This is a genomic window from Clostridium estertheticum subsp. estertheticum (genome assembly GCF_001877035.1).
Classification (GTDB): domain Bacteria; phylum Bacillota; class Clostridia; order Clostridiales; family Clostridiaceae; genus Clostridium_AD; species Clostridium_AD estertheticum.
Genome location: NZ_CP015756.1, coordinates 2,516,106 through 2,532,913, shown reverse-complemented (window position 1 = coordinate 2,532,913; position 16,808 = coordinate 2,516,106). Strand labels below are relative to the sequence as shown.

Sequence of the window (16,808 nt, the reverse complement as noted above, 5' to 3'; positions counted from 1 at the left end):
AGTTAATCGGAGGTTTGGAAATGTTAAATGTAGAAGTTAAGGAAAGTTTGATTAGAGAAGGGATACATGGTGATGCAATAAAAGCATTAGATGAAAAGGGGAAATGTTTATTTGATATAAACAGTACAAGAGATGTTTGCTTTGAATTGATTGACGGTGGGGTTAAGTTTAGTTGTGAACAAAGTATTTTGGATGATGGATTGTATTTAATAAAAATAATATAATACATATGGAACTTGAAATTCCAACAAATAACTCTTTTAATTTAGAACAAAACATGATAGAATGAGAACAAATGTTTGTGGGGTGATATAATGGACGTAATGAGAAAACTTGAGATATTATCGAATTCAGCAAAGTATGACGCTTCTTGTTCTTCAAGTGGTTCTAATAGAAAGAATACAAAAGATGGAATAGGGAATGCAGCATCGTCTGGAATTTGTCATTCATGGTCACAAGACGGTAGATGTATTTCATTACTTAAAATTTTGTACAGTAATAAATGTATATATGATTGTAAATATTGTATTAATCGCTCTAGTAACGAATTAGAGCGGACAAGCTTCACTCCTAAAGAAATAGTAGATCTAACTATAAATTTTTACAGAAGAAATTATATTGAAGGACTATTCCTTAGTTCTGGTGTAGAAAGAAGCCCGGATTATACTATGGAAAACCTAGTTAAAATAATAAAAGAATTACGATTGGTCCACAAATTTAATGGCTATATTCATGTAAAAGCTATCCCAGGAGCTGATCCAAAACTTATTTATGAGGCAGGACTGTATGCTGATAGGATGAGTGTAAATATTGAGCTTCCTTCCGAGAAAAGCTTAAAGCTTTTAGCGCCGCAAAAAAATAAAGCAGACATATTAAAACCTATGAGTCTTATTAAACATAGTATAGTAGAGTCAACCGAATATAAGAAGAAAGGTTTTAACGTACCTAAATTTACACCAGGTGGACAGAGTACTCAGATAATGGTTGGAGCAACTAATGAAAGTGATTTGAGCGTCATTAGTCTCACAGAAGGGTTATATAACACTTTTGGGCTTAAGAGAGTATATTATTCTGCTTATGTGCCAGTTATGCAGCATGCAAACCTACCAGCAATTCAAACGACGCCTCCACTGCTTAAAGAGCATAGAATGTATCAGGCAGATTGGCTTTTAAGACACTATGGATTTAAAGCAAATGAATTATTAGATGATTTAAACCCTAACTTCGATACAGATTTAGATCCTAAAGCATTTTGGGCATTAAACAATCTTGATAAATTTCCAGTAGAGGTCAATAATGCTGCTTATGAGACTCTTCTTAGAGTACCTGGAATAGGAGTAACATCTGCTTTAAGAATTGTAAAATCAAGAAGGCTTTGTAATCTTTCTTATGATAATTTAAAAAAACTAGGAGTAGTACTTAAAAGAGCTAGGTTTTTTATGACATGTAGCGGTAAATTTTATGGTGACAAGAGTATGGAGAGATTGACTCTTAAGAATTACCTATTAGATCATGAGAGTTTTGATAAGCCACAACAAATAAGTTTATTTAATTTAAGGAGTGATTTATTTGCTTAGATACATTTATGATACTACCTTTGATGGATTCTTATCCGTTATATACAATTGTTATTATAATAAAATGCCTGATTGCATAGAAAGGGAAGATAGGTATACATTCGATTTGTTATTTGATGATAATATTATAATAAGTGATCTAGTTAAATCCAATAAAGTATCAAAAGCTATAGCTCAAAAAATATCAACAGATACATTAATTCATGTATATCAATCATTTTTATCTGAAGCCGAGGGCATAGAATTAAAATTACTTAAATATATACAATTAGGATTCAAGATGGGAAGTATTGTTAATAATTATATGGTAAATGAATTCGTAAATGAGATACAAAAATACTCTAGAAAGGTTGGGGCAGAAGCTCACAGATTTTTGGGATTAGTTAGATTTCAAGAATTTAATGGCATATTATATGCAGCGATAGAACCAACGTATAATATTTCAGAGTTAATTGCGAATCATTTTAAGAAAAGACTTGCCAACGAAAAGTGGATAATTCATGATATTAAAAGAAAATTTGGTATAGTTTATGAGAATAACGAATGGATACTTAGGGATCTTAAATTTGATAAATTAGAAAGTCACGAAGGGGAAGAGTTGTTTTATCAAAATTTATGGAAGGTATTCCATAAAAGTGTTTCAATAAAAGAAAGAAAGAATGAAATATTACAAATGAAGAATATGCCTAAAAAGTATTGGAACAATCTAATTGAGATGGAATAATACTTTGATAATATCATGACACCTTTCTTATATTTTACTGATTCTTTAAAAAATGCCCTAAATCGTGATATAATAGATATGAGTATATTTACTAAATTACTGTTAGTTAAAGGAAGGAACGATTATTATGAAGAAAACTGAAGAATACATACAAGTTGAAAGCCCTATTATAAGTATGGAAAAAAGAAAAAAAATGATGGAAACAATTTACAAAACACTAGAAGACTTAGGAGCTGTTAGTAAAGAAACAGCAAAAACTAGTAAGGAGATACACAATTGTATTCCTGATGAGCCGACTGTTAAAGACATAGATACTGGGAAAAAGATTAAGAAAGTTCAATTGAATACACCTTCATTTGTAGGTTCACTTTCAGGAGTTATGTCTAAAGCAAAAATAATAGGAAAAGTATATAGTGTAGAAAAACAAGAAACTACATGGTACATTAGAGGGAATAAAAAAAAGATTGAAGATATAGACCCTAGAGATATGTAATTTAAATAACTTATATAAATAAAAAATAAGTCTTATAATCTAAGACTTATTTTTTATTCGTTAAATTCATTAAAATTCTTCAGTTTCTAATTTAAATCCTTCTATAATAATGTCATCCTCAATCTCAATAAGTAGACATCTTCTGCCATCCTTGTTTCTTACCTGTTTAATCGAGTTAAGATCTTTTGGAGTTAAAGTGATATTTGCGATTTCACTAGTAATTTTAATTGATTTAGAATTAAATTCGGGTACAATGTTATTTATCTTAAAATCATATTTACTACCGCAAGTCTCTTCAAATGCCGTTTCTATATCAGATATGATCTCCGCACCACAATTACTAAGAATATTTTTTACATCTATAACTCCAAGGATTGGAGTTTCGCCATCGCAAGATTGCTCTGCTAATTCATGTATATTAGCATAGATATCCTGCATAAGTTCTGGTTTTATTTTATCTCCAATTATAGATTTTAAAATATCACCAAAGCAATTTTTTTCATCCTCGGCAGTAAACTTGAAACCACAATTAAGAACATTTTCTATAAAAGCTGAATTTAATTCCTTAGGCTTTGAAGCATAATATAAACACTTATTAAAATCTGAACAACCTCCGCTAAGACTAGGGAACATAAACCCTTCTAAAGGAGCATTAAGATTAATAACTGAATCAAGAACTGAATTTGCTTTAAATTCTTTATCAGTATAATCGAATTTTAGCGTTCTTTTTGGAATGTCTATTTTATTAACACTGGATAAAATAAAATTAAAAGCATTCATTGAATCTTGGATACTTTCATCTGCGTCCATATTCTTATGACTTGATCCTATGTAGTACTCAGCTTTTATAAATGTGACAACAACATCTGTTTCGTATTTATAGTTAGCTGCAATTTTATTAATGATTATATTAATATTACTTTCTATTTCATCTTTAGTATTTGATTTTAAGGCGCTTGTTAAAAATTTCTGAGAGTTATCTTCATCTTCAATGTTTTGAAAATCTAATTCGAATATTTTAGTATCAAGGGCGCCTGTAAGTACTTTCTTAAAATTTCCTAGAAATAGTTCCTTTTTATCCATATCCATTCTATCAAAGTAATCAAACTCTGAATGGACAATAGGTTCATAATCAATTTGTACATTATCCTTTTTTAGATAAACACTATAAATCTCCTCAATTTTTATCATACCATTTTCTAATTTAAATTCTTTTCTTATATCTGCCAATTCTTTTTTATTCATAATTAACCTCTTTTCGTTGTTAGTTTATATTAAAATTATACCACTCGTCCTGCTTAATTAATAATTCTTTACAAACCAATCAATTAATTTTTTAGCTATACTTATACTGTCTGGTGTTATAGGCATATCATTCGGACTATACCAGTGAGCCTCGCCTATTTCTTCTCCATCCACTTGTATTTCTCCACTTGCATATTCGGCAGTGAATCCAATCATTATAGAATTTGGAAAAGGCCAAGGTTGATTTCCAAAATAGCGAATGTTTTTTACAGTAATTCCGGTTTCTTCCTCTACCTCTCGAACAACACATTCCTCAAAAGTTTCTCCAACCTCTAAAAATCCAGAAACTACACTATATAAATCCTTGGGAAATTGAAGATTATGAGCAAGAAGTAATTTCCCTTCACGCACAACAGCTACAATTATTGCTGGTGATATTCTAGGATAATTTGAGAGCCCACATTTTGGACATTTTTTAGCCCTTTCTCCATTCACATTTTGGGTTAATGTGCCGCACCTTCCACAATATACATGATCATTATTCCAATTTACTACTTGAATCGCTCTACCTCCAATCCAAAACATATCTTCTGGTAGTTTGTGAGTTAAAGATTTAAGACTCATACAAAACATAAAAGTGGGAATAACAACGTCTTCACTTATTTCTCCGCAGTAACAATTTTTTCCGTTTTCAGAACCCAAAAATTGAATATTTTTCATTCCTAAATTTTCTAATTCATTAATAGTTGGTATACTTGCTATATTATTTTCTAATTTCACTAGTAATTCATCATTGCAAAACAGAAAATATAAATCCTTATTGGTTTTAGGTAAAACTTCAACTACTCCAGGTATATAATTTGTGTTATTTTCTTTGTTACACATTAATATCATATCTCCAATCTATAGCTATATCGTAGCTATTTAATAAGTACGATATATTATTCAATATTCATATAAATATCACGTAATTATAACATATATACATATGTTTTGATATTTAAAAAAGGAATATTATAGTAAAAGAGTTGATATAAATTAAAATTATATCATATATAAATAGTAAGTCTAATTTAAAACCATCTAAAAATAATATAATAATTAGACTGGTTTACATACATATAATTATGTAAACTAATTTAAAAATGTAAACCAAAATAAAAAAATATTAACTAATGAAAAACCGAAATAAAAAAATAAATATACAATATCAAAACATTCAATATTTTGGTATAATGTAAATAATACTAAAATACTATATATAAAATGAAAAACAATTATAAGGAGGTTCAATATGATACCTACACCACATATTGAAGTAAAGGAAAAGGGAATTATTGCAAAAACAGTATTAATGCCAGGGGATCCATTACGTGCAAAATTTATTGCAGAGACTTTTTTGGAAAATGTTATTAGATTTAATACTGTGCGAAATATATTCGGATACACTGGTACATATAAGGGACGTAAAATTTCTGTAATGGCTAGTGGCATGGGTATGCCGAGTATCGGTATCTACTCATATGAGCTATTTGATTTTTATGAGGTAGAAAATATTATACGTATTGGTTCTTGTGGTGCTTACACTACTGATTTGAAATTATATGATGTAATCTTATGTACGCAGGCTTGGAGTGAATCTACGTATGCAAAAGTTCAAAGTGGATATGATAAAGATACTATTGATGCATCCTCTTTACTTAATAATAAGTTAGAAAAAATTGCAGATGATTTAGGAATTATAGTACACAAAGAAAAAATACATTCTTCGGATGTATTTTATAGTAAAAATCTTGATAGTTATAAGGAGATTTATGAAAAGCACGGTTGTACTTGCGTAGAAATGGAATCCTTTGCTTTATTTAGTAATGCAAAAGTATTAAACAAGAAAGCAGCTTGTTTATTAACAGTATCAGACAATTTAGTAACTCATGAGTTAACCACTTCTAAAGAAAGACAACAATCATTCACGAATATGATAGAAATAGCTTTAGAGATGGCAGAATAATAGTATATAATAAAAAAATCCTCAATATAAAATTATTGAGGATTTCTTTAAAGTTTTATTGTATTATATACAAATCTATTGTATTACCTATAAAATACAAGTGCAATTACTGACGATATAAGGGCACTACACGGAATAGTTAAAACCCATGCAACAAGTATAGTTCTCGCAAGGCTCCATCTAACGGCAGAAAGCCGTTTACAGGACCCCACACCCATTATTGCACTAGTTATTACATGCGTTGTGCTCACCGGTGCACCTAATGCAGTAGCTGCTTGAATAGTAAGTGCAGCTGCAGTTTCTGCTGCAAATCCATCAATTGGCTCTAGCTTTATCATATTAACACCCATGGTTTTTATTATTTTCCAACCACCTACCATTGTACCGAGTGACATTGCTAAAGCACAAGAAACTTTTACCCACAATGGTATAGCAAAGTTAGTAGCATTTAAAAAGCCACCAGCAATTAGTGCCATAGTTATAACACCCATAGATTTTTGAGCATCATTTGAACCATGGCTATATGCCATTAAAGCAGCAGAACAAATTTGTAATTTTTTAAACACACCATTAACTTTTTTATGAGTTGCTTTATGGAATAACCATGTAAGCAAAAACATAAATAAAAATCCAAATACAAGTCCTATTATTGGTGAGGATATAAGTGGGATTATTATTTTATCAACAAACCCTTTCCAATTAACTACAGAAAAATCAAGTTTATGAGTAGTTATGGATGCACCTAAAAGTCCACCAACAAGTGCATGCGAAGAAGAACTAGGGATAGCATAATACCAAGTTATTAGGTTCCAAATAATAGCTCCTACTAATGCTATAGCTACAATTTGAGGAGTAGCTATACCATTATTTATTATTCCAGTTCCTATTGTTTTTGCAACTTCTGTATGTAACATAGCACCAACAAAATTCAGTACTGCAGCCATTCCCAATGCTTGCATAGGTGTAAGTACTTTAGTACCAATAGATGTAGCAATAGAATTAGCTGTATCATGAAATCCATTTATAAAATCAAAGATAAGAGCTAATATTATTACAACAACTATAATTGATGAACTAAGCATATTTCATACCAACTCCTCGGATTTCATTTGCAAGTGTTTCACAAGCATCAATGCTATCTTCTAGGTAATGGTATAAATCTTTCCATTTCATTACGAATAAAATATCTTCGGGATTTTCGAATAGTTTTCTCATCGCTTTTCTGTAAATTAAATCAGCTTCGTTTTCCAAAGTGTTTATATCGATGATTTTATCCACTAAGATAGTGCTTTTGCGAAGAGATTTTAATTCTAGAATCACTTTAACAAGGTCTGATGCGACAACTACAAGTTTATCAACAAGTTCAATAGCTTCTGGAGTAGCCGAGGTCACATTATACATATAGAACAAATGGGCTGTAGATTCAATACTATCAGTAATATTGTCTATTCCTTTTGTTATATTAAATATATCTTCTCTGTCTAATGGAGTTATAAACATTTTCTTAGTATATTCAATCAATTCATGGGTTACAAGGTCGCCTTCATGCTCAAGCTTTACTAGTTTCTCTAATCTTTCATTAGGATTATCGAGTTCATTCATTAACAATTTTAGCTCTTTTGCGGAACTATTAAATATTTCAGCTCCCTTCGAGAAAAGCTCAAAAAACAAATTGTCTTGTGGTTTAAAATTAAACATAGATTGTTCCTCCTTCGATAAATAAAAAACATGTTTTAAATTAAAATATGTACTGCTGAATTTAAAATTAAGATATATTTTAAACCGTACAAGCCTAATTATATGATATTACTTAACAAAGTACAATATTGTATTAATATATTTAACATAACTTAACGTAGGCTGTAATATTATGTGTTATAATGTAAAATTTTACTCTGTTTTTTTGTTATTTCGTCAATATTAATGAAAATAAGATAGCTTTCTTAAAAATATTATCTAAATTAAATAACCATACCTATATTTAAACTAAATATTTTATTACTAATATAAGATTATAATAAAAATCTGTGATATACTTTTAGTCGAGTTTAGGATTTTACTTAGGTATTATGTCAATAAAAACTAATTATAAATCAATGAGGAGTACAATATGAGAAAAATTTATAAGAACCCAAAAGAATTAGGAACATGTTTAAAAGATTTAGTAGATTTTTATTTAGATGATGTTATAGAATATGATAAGCTAAAAGAAAAAATAATTATATTAGCCAATGCTAACGAGGATAAACTTTCTAAGGAAGGCTTTATTCCTATAAAAATTTCTAATATACTAGGTGAATCTAGAGTAGCTATTATTAAGAAAATATTATCTGAAAAACAAAATTAATTTTTATAATTTCATCAAAAAAATAGGATATGTATCACAGAATAACAAACCGCTTGTATATATCTTACGTAAATTATATAATGTATTAAGGTGAAAATGTTTAAATAGCAAGAAGCGGTATAAATGACTAAAAATAAATGATAAGAATACACAATAAATTATTATCATTAATGGAATTCGTTGAGGGCTATTTGATTTTAAAAAGGTATCAAATTGCAGGCTTTTAGTCAGCTATCTGTGCCTTAATATTTTAATCATTAGCCCTATTTATTTTAAACGATATATTACTTCTATAAGTGCAACGTTAATTAGTATATTGCTAAAACTTAACAAAATAATGATTTCATTTAGTTGATTGTTGTAAAATATTTCAATATAATATATACTGAATTTATTCATAATTATTATATAAGGTATAAGTAAATCAAAAAAATATAGACTATAATTTTATTTTTAGGAGAGAAATTTATGAACTTTTGGAACAGGAATAACAAAAGAAATACTTTAATTATTTTTATTACAACTGTTTTAGTTACGACAGGATTTCTTTTTATATTGACAAATATCCACACCTTTGCACAGAGTGATAAAACAAAGATAATTATTCATTATGCTAGAAATGCAGACAATAATTCAAAATGGAAGATGTGGTTGTGGCCCGATAAAAAAGATGGAAATAAGTTTGATTTCACTAGTAAAGATTCATTTGGCCAGATTGGTGAAACTGAGTTTGGTGGAGACCTTAATAAAGTAGGTTTTATAATTTACACAAATGAGTGGAAAAAAGATACAGACGATGATAGATTTATTGAAAAATTCAAGAATGGTGTAGGGGAAGTTTGGATTAATGGTGGAGACCCTAAAATATACTATTCTTTAGCTGAAGCAACCAAATTAAAAGTTAAGATTATACCTGGTAAGACTATAAATAAACCCAATAAATTTGTAAGTGCAAAATTAGATGATTTGAAAACAATAAACATAGAAACTAATGTATCATTTCCATTTGTCTCAGCTGACGCTCAAGGCTTTATAGTTAAATCAAATGGAAAAACTCTAAAAATAAATAAAATAACAAGTTCAAAAGTAATTGGTGGTTTTACAACAGTTGCTAATATAGAACTTAGTGAAAATGTAAATTTAAATCAAACTATTACAATCTCAAAGACGGCTTTTCCAGAAAAGGAAATAGCATTTGGTAATGTAATGCAAAGTGCTAGTTTTGAAAAAATGTTTTCTTATGAAGGAAATGATTTGGGTAACACTTATTCTACTAGCAAAACGAGCTTTAAAGTCTGGGCACCGACTGCAACTGAGGTCAAGCTAGTAACCTATGAACATTGGAATGATAAAACTGGAACTGAAATCAAAATGAAGAAGAGTGAAAAGGGAACATGGTCTTTTGATCTAAATGGAAATCAAAGTGGTATATTTTATACTTATAAAGTTAATATTAAAGGCGTTTGGAATGAGGCTGTGGATCCTTATGCACGTTCTGTATCTGCAAATGGTGATAAGGGTGCTGTGGTAGATCTTAAGAAAACAGACCCTACTATATGGAAACCAAATGAAAAACCTGATTTTTCAAATTTAACTGATGCAATTATATACGAACTGCATGTTAGAGATTTTTCCATAGACACTAACAGTGGTATAAAAAATAAAGGAAAATTCCTAGCATTTACTGAAATGGGCACAAAGGGAATTGATGGTAACTCGACAGGAATTGATTACATAAAAGCCTTAGGCGTAACACATGTGGAGCTTATGCCCATATTCGATTACTCTACTATAAATGAAACTTCAAATAAAGCACAATTTAATTGGGGTTACAATCCAAAAAATTACAATGCACCTGAAGGAAGTTATTCAACTAACCCATATAACCCAACCACACGAGTTAAAGAATTAAAACAAGCAGTACAAGCCCTTCATGATAATGGATTAAGGGTAAACGTGGATGTAGCTTATGACCACATGTACAGCGGTATTAATTCTAATTTCAATAAAATAGTACCTGGGTACTATTTTAGAACTAATTCAAATGAAAGTGGTTATGGAAATACAATAGCTTCTGAAAATGTTATGGCAAGAAAATTCATTGTTGATTCAGTTATCTATTGGGCAAAAGAATATAATTTAGATGGATTTAAATTTGATCAGATGGGTCTTATTGATCTAAAGACGATGAATGAAATTAGAAAAAAACTAAGCAGTATAAATCCTTCTATTCTCGTTTTAGGAGATGGATCAGATAAGGGAACTACCGTTTCACCAGATGTAAAAGCAAATAAACAAAATGCAAGTAAACTTACTGAAATAACACAATTCAATGATGAAATAAGAGATGGCCTAAGTGGAAGTGTTTTTTTACCAAAAGCAAAAGGTTTCATTAATGGTGCACTTCAAAAAGAGACAGCTATAAAAAAAGGAATGGTTGGAGGCATAGATTACTCTAATATTATAGAGACTTATGGTAATATAGAACCTGTACAAATTGCTAATTATACTGAATCTCACGCTAATAATACCTTATGGGATAAGCTCCTTTTAACAAATCCCAAGGATAGTGATGAAATAAGAACAAAAATGCACAAAATGGCAGATTCTATGATTCTTACTTCACAAGGTATTCCATTCTTCCAAGCCGGTCAAGAATTTTTAAGAACTAAAGCGGGTGTTAAAAATTCTTATAAGGCAACTGATAATGTAAATAAAATTGATTGGACAAGAGAATCTAAAAACATTGAAACTGTTGATTATTTCAAAGGCTTAATTGAATTAAGAAAAGCACATCCTGCCTTTAGAATGACCTCTGCGGATATGATTAAGAAAAATTTAAAATTTTTAGTAGTTCCTGAAAATGTGGTAGCATATGAAATGAATTACAATGCAAACATGGATAGTTGGGCGCACATCGTAGTTGCATATAATGCAAATAGGGAGGAGAAGACTATAAAATTATCAAATAATGGCACATGGAATATCGTAGTAGATGGCGATAAAGCAGGAGTTAAAACTATAAAACAATTTAATGGAGAATATTTAGTTGTTCCTGCACTAAGCTCTATTGTGGCTTATTATGAATCAGAAAATATATTTACATCACTAACTTTTAGAACTTATATTATATTAGCGCTAGGTGTAGTTGCTTGCATAATGTTTTTTTTGAAAAAGAGAAAAAAAATCTAGAATGCATTGATTTGCGTATTTTATGGGTCCTATATTAAAAAAAGGGCCCTTTTTTGCTTCATAATCAATAAATTTATATGGATTTAAATTTTAAATATAGTCAAAAGAGGTGTTAACATGTTAATTATAATATCTTTTATAGTAATATTAATTATTATTACTAGTATCATTTTATTTGTAGGTTGGCATTTTTGTAGTATAGTCATTTATCCTGAGGTTATAAATTATACTTGTACATATGACACTGGAGTTAAAGAAGGAAAAATAGAAAAAGAAAAATTTGACAATTTGGAAAAACAGGAGATATATATAGATTCAGAATATAATTATAAAATTCATGGATTTTTCTTCCCGAATAATAATTCAAAAAAAGTTATTATATTGTGTCATGGAATAACTTGTAGTTTATATTCTTCTGTTAAATACATGGATATGTTTTTAAAAAAAGACTTTGCTATTTTTATCTATGATCATAGAAATCATGGTTTAAGTGGGGGATGTAACACTTCATTTGGTTATTACGAAAAGTTTGATTTAAAAAAATGTACTGATTGGTTATTTGATAAATTAGGAAAGGATATTATAATTGGTCTACATGGGGAATCAATGGGTGCTGGCGTAGCTCTTCAAAATATTGCAATCGACAATAGAATTAATTTCTGCATAGAAGACTGCGGTTACTCTGATGCGCAAGATCTATTTAGTCGCAGATTAAAGAAAGATTACAATATAAACAATTTTGCTCTAATAAAATTAGCAAGTAAAATCAGTAAAATCCGAACAGGATGGGATTTTAAAGATGTGTCACCTATAACAACTCTACCTAAAGTAAAAGTTCCAATTTTGTTCATTCACGGAGAAGATGACGATTATGTACCTACTTATATGTGTAAACAAATGTACGCAGTGACGAATAGCTACAAGGATATGTATATTGCTCAAAAGGCTGGTCATGCGCAATCATACTGGAATAACAAAGATGAATATACAAAACGAGTTTACAAATTTTTAATGGATATTAATATAATTTAAACAATAAATGCATGTAACTAATATAAAATAGAATGTTCTATATAGAAAGGTTGTGTTTTAATGTTTCATCTATTACAAAATGAAAAGAAGTATTTATACATTACTAATTATTCCAGTGACGAAGAAAGTTTATGTAAAATGGAAATCAAATGTCTTTTCAATAAATCTCTTAATGATAAATATCTATTTTCTAGTATACACATAGACCCATCTAGAAGTCCTTTTATAAAAAAATGTATTTCAGTAATGTATACGGGAGAAACAATGGAGATAATTATAGAGCAAATTAATAATGACGAATTAACTAGCAAAAAATATAAAGTTGCTTATATTAATGCACCTCATGAAGATGTAGGTTTTCATGAGAGTCGTAGAATTGAATTTGAAATAGGATTTAGTATACTCGGAGAATGTGAAATGAAAAAACCAGAAACTATTTTTGGTATAACAAAAATAGCAAACACATGGATATTTGGTAAATGTGAAAGCAATACTTCTGAATGGTTACAACGGAACAAAAAACCTTTTTCTTACTCTAATGCATTAAAGGTTAACGTTTGTAGAGCCATTGTTAACATAGCCGTAGGTAATAATCTAAACTGTAGTGTTGTAGATCCCTGTTGTGGCATTGGAACAGTACTAATTGAAGCCATTTCAATGCATATTAACATTAAAGGTTATGAAATAAATCCTTTAATTGGTAAAAATGCTAAGACAAATCTCCGGTATTTTGGATATGAAGATGTGATAACTATTGGTGATATGAATGATATTCAAGATAAATATGATGTAGCTATCGTTGATCTCCCCTATGGGATATTTACTCAAATTACGACAGCCCAGCAGTTAGCTATTATGAATAGTACACGTAGGATAGCAGCTAAAATGGTAATCGTTACTTTTGATGATATGGAAGAACAAATTAAATCTGTTGGCTTTCACATAGATGACAAGTGCAGTGTATCAAAAGGAACCTTTCAAAGACACATATACATATGTAGTTAATAAAAAGGAGGTGCATAAATATATATACACCTCCTTTTTAGGGTTGGATTTAAACTATGTAATTAAAATTTTTCTATAGAAATATCATATTTTGGAATTCTACTTTGAAAATACTTTCTTAAGTCAGGTACAGATATATAAATTTGATTTTCTAGTACTTCTAAATAAGCACAAGCTGTAATAAACTCTTTTTCATTTTTATTTGGTTTTCTGTCTTTTCCTAATACAAAATCAATATATTGATTTCTTAATATATTAGAAATACATATCTGCTCATTTTTTTTTAGTTGGCACCATTTCTTGTTATTTTGGGCAAGCGGTTCTTTAGATTTTATATCATTACCAATTTGTTGTTTTATCATTATTTTACCTCACAATTTTATTCTTTTACAATCTATATTATACGTTAAAATAATAATTTATTACAATATTAATCTGACACCACAAATAAGTATATCTGCATAAAAGCAAATATACTTATTTATGTTAGTTAGAATTAAATTTTACTATAATTTCGCGAAAAATGTGAATATTGGTTAAAAAAATTATCAGGATAATAGGTTTTCAGACCTTTTTTCTACCTGAAATCATGTCTACTATAAATACTATTGCGGCTATTACAAGTAATAGATGGATCATACCACCACCAATTTTAAATATAAGTCCTAAAACCCAAAAGAGTACTATTATTCCGCCTAACCAACGTAAAAATCCCATATAAAACACTACCTTTCATATATATATTTATTGTCATTAGTTATTATAATTACCCAAAGTCACCTAAATTATACGATATAAATTTGTCACTAATTTTTATAAAATAATTAGATTTATCAATGACCCTATTTTTAATAATTTATTGTATAATATAATTAATATAAAAGATAGGGTGATAAAATGTTTTTTAATAGTAAAAAGACAAAAGCAAAAAAAGAAAATGAAGCAAGACTTAAAAGAATCAATAACTTTGAAGTAAGATATGTCACAACTAGAGATCCAAATCAATATGGTGAATCTATAATAGGGAAGGGCTGTGTAATAAATATCTTGAATAACCAATTTATTATTCAAAGTGATAGTAATGTTATTTTTACACATTCTATTGAGAGTTTACAGTGTTCTGAACTAATGAGCCAAAATGGAATAATTCTAAGTTATACTGATGATAAAACAGGTGAATATGTAGAAGTTATTGCATATTATAAGTACCATAGAAAATAAATGTATAAATAATTTGGCGATTTTTAAAATTTACAAAGCATGAATACGTATATATGATATAATTTAACGATACATAAAATTATCTAATGTTATTAAAAACATAATTATAAATAAAATATTTTTACCCAAAATAAATGGTAGCAGAAGCTATGGAAGGAAGCAGTGTATGTATATAGGGATTGATTTAGGAGGTACTAATATTGCTATTGGTATCGTTGATGAGAATGGAAAAATAATACACGAAGAATCATGTGAAACAAGGTCAGAAAGAGAGCCACAAGAACTAATAGATGATATGATAGGTCTAGTTCTAAAGGTTCTAGACGAATACCATATGCAACTTAACGAAATAACAGCTATAGGAGTCGGTATTCCAGGTCTGGCCGATAAGGATGGTAATGTGATATTTTGTGTTAATCTTGGTTGGAGAAATGTACCATTGCGAAAGATGTTAGAAGATGCACTTCATACACCGGTTTACATAGATAATGATGCAACAGTGGCTGCACTTGCTGAATATGAGAGTGGTTCTATGCAAAATTGTAAAAGTGGTCTAATGCTAACTTTAGGTACAGGTATTGGTGGTGGAATTATAATAAACGGTGAAATATATAGCGGGTTTAACGGTGTAGGCTCAGAACTTGGACATACAGTTATTGGTGAAAATTTTTATAATTGTAATTGTGGGAGAAACGGCTGTTTAGAGACTTTTGCATCATCTACTGCTATAATAAAATATACTAAAAAACTAATTATGGAAATGAATGAACCTACTACAATAACGGAAAATGTGGAGGGGAATATAGATAATCTAAATGCAAAAATAATCTTTGATTGTGCTAAAAAAGGGGATAAAATAGCTGCCTTAGCAGTTAATAGATTAATAAAATATTTAGGTATAGGTATAATTAATATAGTTAATTTTATCGATCCAGAAATAATTGTATTGGGTGGTGGAATTGCAGGGGCAGGTCAATATCTTTTGGATTTGATTACAAAAGAAGTATTGGCAAATAAGTATTATAAGGATTTACCTATTGCTAAAATTGTTTTAGCGCAGTTAGGTAATAAAGCAGGTGTAATTGGTGCCGCAATGGTTGCAAAACATGGAGATGTATAACATTAATATAAAATAATAATGTTATAATTTATTAAGGAGTGGTTATGATGGAAATTCAAGATATAATGTCAGGCAATTTTTCTCAGTACCCTGAAGAAACACAAATTTTTATGAAAGAATACACAGAAAAGCTTCGAGAAAATATAAAAGAAGAATTAATAAAAGATATATCTTCAAAGATGCTTAATAATATAGATAAAAGTAAAGACTATTTTATGAATGTTTTAACTGATATTTTAGATAATGGATATAAAGGTCTTAATAAATTGTCTACTCAGTCACTTATAGATATGTATTTGGAAAGAAAAAACCAGGACGACTTTTTAATATTGCTTGAAAAAGTAAATGAACAAATCTAATTCCTATTTAGGTTTATTAAATTTTAGAAAGAACAATTTAATAAACCTAAATAGGATTAGAAATATGAGGACTAGTAATTAATAGATATTTCTCCACATAGAGTTGTATCTTTAGTTTGCGTCCAAGTAGCTTCAATTATAAGGTTTACTTTTAATCCTGTTTTATATTTAAATGATATCTCTTTATCATGTACCACGTTATGATTTTCGTAAACTACTAAATTTCTTTTTGATTTGTCTCTAATTACAATATCCCAAACTCCATTTTGAGGTTGGAATATTTTAGCGGTAATAATCAAGCTTGACCAAAAGGAATTATTAGTTCCAGTTTCATAAAAACCTTTTCCATTATGAATATTTATTTTAAAATCTTGTTGAATATTGTTAGTAGTGTTTGTTATTGCTTCCTCACTATATCCTATGTTTTCATTTTTTACGTTATTTATTGAACGATGCATACATTTCCCCCTTATTATAAACTGTTA

General features: G+C 29.0%; 19 protein-coding genes. 12 read left to right on the top strand and 7 right to left on the bottom strand.

Annotation, left to right across the window (positions count from 1 at the left end; all coding sequences use genetic code 11):
* Nucleotides 1–20 precede the first annotated feature (20 nt).
* The 4 genes from A7L45_RS11620 (at nucleotide 21) to A7L45_RS11605 (ending at nucleotide 2,794) form a co-directional block, all read left to right on the top strand.
* On the top strand, nucleotides 21–224 hold the full coding sequence (locus A7L45_RS11620) for a hypothetical protein (RefSeq protein WP_071612928.1): 204 nt from the start codon (nucleotides 21–23) through the stop codon (nucleotides 222–224).
* Between the two features lie 90 nt (nucleotides 225–314).
* Nucleotides 315–1,577, top strand: coding sequence for a putative DNA modification/repair radical SAM protein (locus A7L45_RS11615; RefSeq protein WP_071612927.1), 1,263 nt, complete (start codon nucleotides 315–317; stop codon nucleotides 1,575–1,577).
* Complete coding sequence (locus A7L45_RS11610; RefSeq protein ID WP_071612926.1) at nucleotides 1,570–2,301, top strand: TIGR03915 family putative DNA repair protein; 732 nt, start codon at nucleotides 1,570–1,572, stop codon at nucleotides 2,299–2,301. The genes A7L45_RS11615 and A7L45_RS11610 overlap by 8 nt, the downstream gene beginning before the upstream one ends.
* A 127-nt stretch (nucleotides 2,302–2,428) precedes the next feature.
* Entirely contained in the window at nucleotides 2,429–2,794 is a 366-nt protein-coding gene (locus tag A7L45_RS11605; RefSeq protein ID WP_071612925.1) for a hypothetical protein, read from the top strand.
* A 69-nt stretch (nucleotides 2,795–2,863) separates the two neighbouring features.
* On the opposite strand, the gene A7L45_RS11600 is transcribed toward A7L45_RS11605, so the two are convergent.
* A complete protein-coding gene (locus A7L45_RS11600) occupies nucleotides 2,864–4,039 on the bottom strand; it encodes a DUF4317 family protein (RefSeq protein ID WP_071612924.1) in 1,176 nt (391 codons plus the stop codon).
* 57 nt (nucleotides 4,040–4,096) lie between these two features.
* On the bottom strand, nucleotides 4,097–4,924 hold the full coding sequence (gene nudC / locus A7L45_RS11595; RefSeq protein ID WP_071612923.1) for an NAD(+) diphosphatase: 828 nt from the start codon (nucleotides 4,922–4,924) through the stop codon (nucleotides 4,097–4,099).
* A gap of 409 nt (nucleotides 4,925–5,333) precedes the next feature.
* On the opposite strand from nudC, the gene deoD reads away from it, so the two are divergent.
* Nucleotides 5,334–6,047, top strand: coding sequence for a purine-nucleoside phosphorylase (gene deoD / locus A7L45_RS11590; protein ID WP_071612922.1), 714 nt, complete (start codon nucleotides 5,334–5,336; stop codon nucleotides 6,045–6,047).
* Nucleotides 6,048–6,130: 83 nt separating this feature from the next.
* On the opposite strand, the gene A7L45_RS11585 is transcribed toward deoD, so the two are convergent.
* Entirely contained in the window at nucleotides 6,131–7,129 is a 999-nt protein-coding gene (locus tag A7L45_RS11585; RefSeq protein ID WP_071612921.1) for an inorganic phosphate transporter, read from the bottom strand.
* Nucleotides 7,122–7,745, bottom strand: a complete 624-nt coding sequence (locus A7L45_RS11580) for a DUF47 domain-containing protein (protein WP_071612920.1) — start codon at nucleotides 7,743–7,745, stop codon at nucleotides 7,122–7,124. The genes A7L45_RS11585 and A7L45_RS11580 overlap by 8 nt, the downstream gene beginning before the upstream one ends.
* A 412-nt stretch (nucleotides 7,746–8,157) precedes the next feature.
* Between A7L45_RS11580 and A7L45_RS11575 the strand changes: the two genes are divergently transcribed.
* The 4 genes from A7L45_RS11575 (at nucleotide 8,158) to A7L45_RS11560 (ending at nucleotide 13,623) form a co-directional block, all read left to right on the top strand.
* Nucleotides 8,158–8,394 (top strand): TIGR04540 family protein, encoded by a 237-nt coding sequence (locus A7L45_RS11575; protein ID WP_071612919.1) that lies wholly within the window; start codon nucleotides 8,158–8,160, stop codon nucleotides 8,392–8,394.
* Nucleotides 8,395–8,862: 468 nt separating this feature from the next.
* Nucleotides 8,863–11,586, top strand: a complete 2,724-nt coding sequence (gene pulA / locus A7L45_RS11570; RefSeq protein ID WP_071612918.1) for a type I pullulanase — start codon at nucleotides 8,863–8,865, stop codon at nucleotides 11,584–11,586.
* A gap of 117 nt (nucleotides 11,587–11,703) precedes the next feature.
* Entirely contained in the window at nucleotides 11,704–12,618 is a 915-nt protein-coding gene (locus tag A7L45_RS11565) for an alpha/beta hydrolase (protein ID WP_071612917.1), read from the top strand.
* A 60-nt stretch (nucleotides 12,619–12,678) separates the two neighbouring features.
* Entirely contained in the window at nucleotides 12,679–13,623 is a 945-nt protein-coding gene (locus tag A7L45_RS11560) for a TRM11 family SAM-dependent methyltransferase (RefSeq protein ID WP_071612916.1), read from the top strand.
* 62 nt (nucleotides 13,624–13,685) lie between these two features.
* Here A7L45_RS11560 and A7L45_RS11555 read toward each other — a convergent pair whose 3' ends face one another.
* On the bottom strand, nucleotides 13,686–13,985 hold the full coding sequence (locus tag A7L45_RS11555) for a hypothetical protein (protein WP_071612915.1): 300 nt from the start codon (nucleotides 13,983–13,985) through the stop codon (nucleotides 13,686–13,688).
* Between the two features lie 202 nt (nucleotides 13,986–14,187).
* Nucleotides 14,188–14,340 carry a lmo0937 family membrane protein gene (locus A7L45_RS22870; protein ID WP_151553639.1) on the bottom strand — a complete coding sequence of 51 codons (153 nt, stop codon included), beginning with the start codon at nucleotides 14,338–14,340 and terminating at the stop codon, nucleotides 14,188–14,190.
* A 180-nt stretch (nucleotides 14,341–14,520) separates the two neighbouring features.
* On the opposite strand from A7L45_RS22870, the gene A7L45_RS11550 reads away from it, so the two are divergent.
* From A7L45_RS11550 to A7L45_RS11540, 3 genes are all read left to right on the top strand, one after another.
* On the top strand, nucleotides 14,521–14,844 hold the full coding sequence (locus A7L45_RS11550; RefSeq protein ID WP_071612914.1) for a hypothetical protein: 324 nt from the start codon (nucleotides 14,521–14,523) through the stop codon (nucleotides 14,842–14,844).
* A 166-nt stretch (nucleotides 14,845–15,010) separates the two neighbouring features.
* Nucleotides 15,011–15,964, top strand: coding sequence for an ROK family protein (locus A7L45_RS11545; RefSeq protein ID WP_071612913.1), 954 nt, complete (start codon nucleotides 15,011–15,013; stop codon nucleotides 15,962–15,964).
* A 44-nt stretch (nucleotides 15,965–16,008) separates the two neighbouring features.
* A complete protein-coding gene (locus tag A7L45_RS11540) occupies nucleotides 16,009–16,323 on the top strand; it encodes a hypothetical protein (protein ID WP_071612912.1) in 315 nt (104 codons plus the stop codon).
* Between the two features lie 71 nt (nucleotides 16,324–16,394).
* On the opposite strand, the gene A7L45_RS11535 is transcribed toward A7L45_RS11540, so the two are convergent.
* A complete protein-coding gene (locus A7L45_RS11535; protein WP_071612911.1) occupies nucleotides 16,395–16,781 on the bottom strand; it encodes a hypothetical protein in 387 nt (128 codons plus the stop codon).
* Nucleotides 16,782–16,808 lie beyond the last annotated feature (27 nt).

What these genes read in the sequence shown, in the direction of transcription:
- A7L45_RS11620 (WP_071612928.1), top strand. Translation starts at nt 21, where the DNA reads ATGTTAAATGTAGAAGTTAAGGAAAGTTTGATTAGAGAAGGGATACAT.
- A7L45_RS11615 (WP_071612927.1), top strand. Translation starts at nt 315, where the DNA reads ATGGACGTAATGAGAAAACTTGAGATATTATCGAATTCAGCAAAGTAT.
- A7L45_RS11605 (WP_071612925.1), top strand. Translation starts at nt 2,429, where the DNA reads ATGAAGAAAACTGAAGAATACATACAAGTTGAAAGCCCTATTATAAGT.
- A7L45_RS11600 (WP_071612924.1), bottom strand. Translation starts at nt 4,039, where the DNA reads ATGAATAAAAAAGAATTGGCAGATATAAGAAAAGAATTTAAATTAGAA.
- nudC (WP_071612923.1), bottom strand. Translation starts at nt 4,924, where the DNA reads ATGTGTAACAAAGAAAATAACACAAATTATATACCTGGAGTAGTTGAA.
- deoD (WP_071612922.1), top strand. Translation starts at nt 5,334, where the DNA reads ATGATACCTACACCACATATTGAAGTAAAGGAAAAGGGAATTATTGCA.
- A7L45_RS11585 (WP_071612921.1), bottom strand. Translation starts at nt 7,129, where the DNA reads ATGCTTAGTTCATCAATTATAGTTGTTGTAATAATATTAGCTCTTATC.
- A7L45_RS11580 (WP_071612920.1), bottom strand. Translation starts at nt 7,745, where the DNA reads ATGTTTAATTTTAAACCACAAGACAATTTGTTTTTTGAGCTTTTCTCG.
- A7L45_RS11575 (WP_071612919.1), top strand. Translation starts at nt 8,158, where the DNA reads ATGAGAAAAATTTATAAGAACCCAAAAGAATTAGGAACATGTTTAAAA.
- pulA (WP_071612918.1), top strand. Translation starts at nt 8,863, where the DNA reads ATGAACTTTTGGAACAGGAATAACAAAAGAAATACTTTAATTATTTTT.
- A7L45_RS11565 (WP_071612917.1), top strand. Translation starts at nt 11,704, where the DNA reads ATGTTAATTATAATATCTTTTATAGTAATATTAATTATTATTACTAGT.
- A7L45_RS11560 (WP_071612916.1), top strand. Translation starts at nt 12,679, where the DNA reads ATGTTTCATCTATTACAAAATGAAAAGAAGTATTTATACATTACTAAT.
- A7L45_RS11555 (WP_071612915.1), bottom strand. Translation starts at nt 13,985, where the DNA reads ATGATAAAACAACAAATTGGTAATGATATAAAATCTAAAGAACCGCTT.
- A7L45_RS22870 (WP_151553639.1), bottom strand. Translation starts at nt 14,340, where the DNA reads ATGGGATTTTTACGTTGGTTAGGCGGAATAATAGTACTCTTTTGGGTT.
- A7L45_RS11550 (WP_071612914.1), top strand. Translation starts at nt 14,521, where the DNA reads ATGTTTTTTAATAGTAAAAAGACAAAAGCAAAAAAAGAAAATGAAGCA.
- A7L45_RS11545 (WP_071612913.1), top strand. Translation starts at nt 15,011, where the DNA reads ATGTATATAGGGATTGATTTAGGAGGTACTAATATTGCTATTGGTATC.
- A7L45_RS11540 (WP_071612912.1), top strand. Translation starts at nt 16,009, where the DNA reads ATGATGGAAATTCAAGATATAATGTCAGGCAATTTTTCTCAGTACCCT.
- A7L45_RS11535 (WP_071612911.1), bottom strand. Translation starts at nt 16,781, where the DNA reads ATGCATCGTTCAATAAATAACGTAAAAAATGAAAACATAGGATATAGT.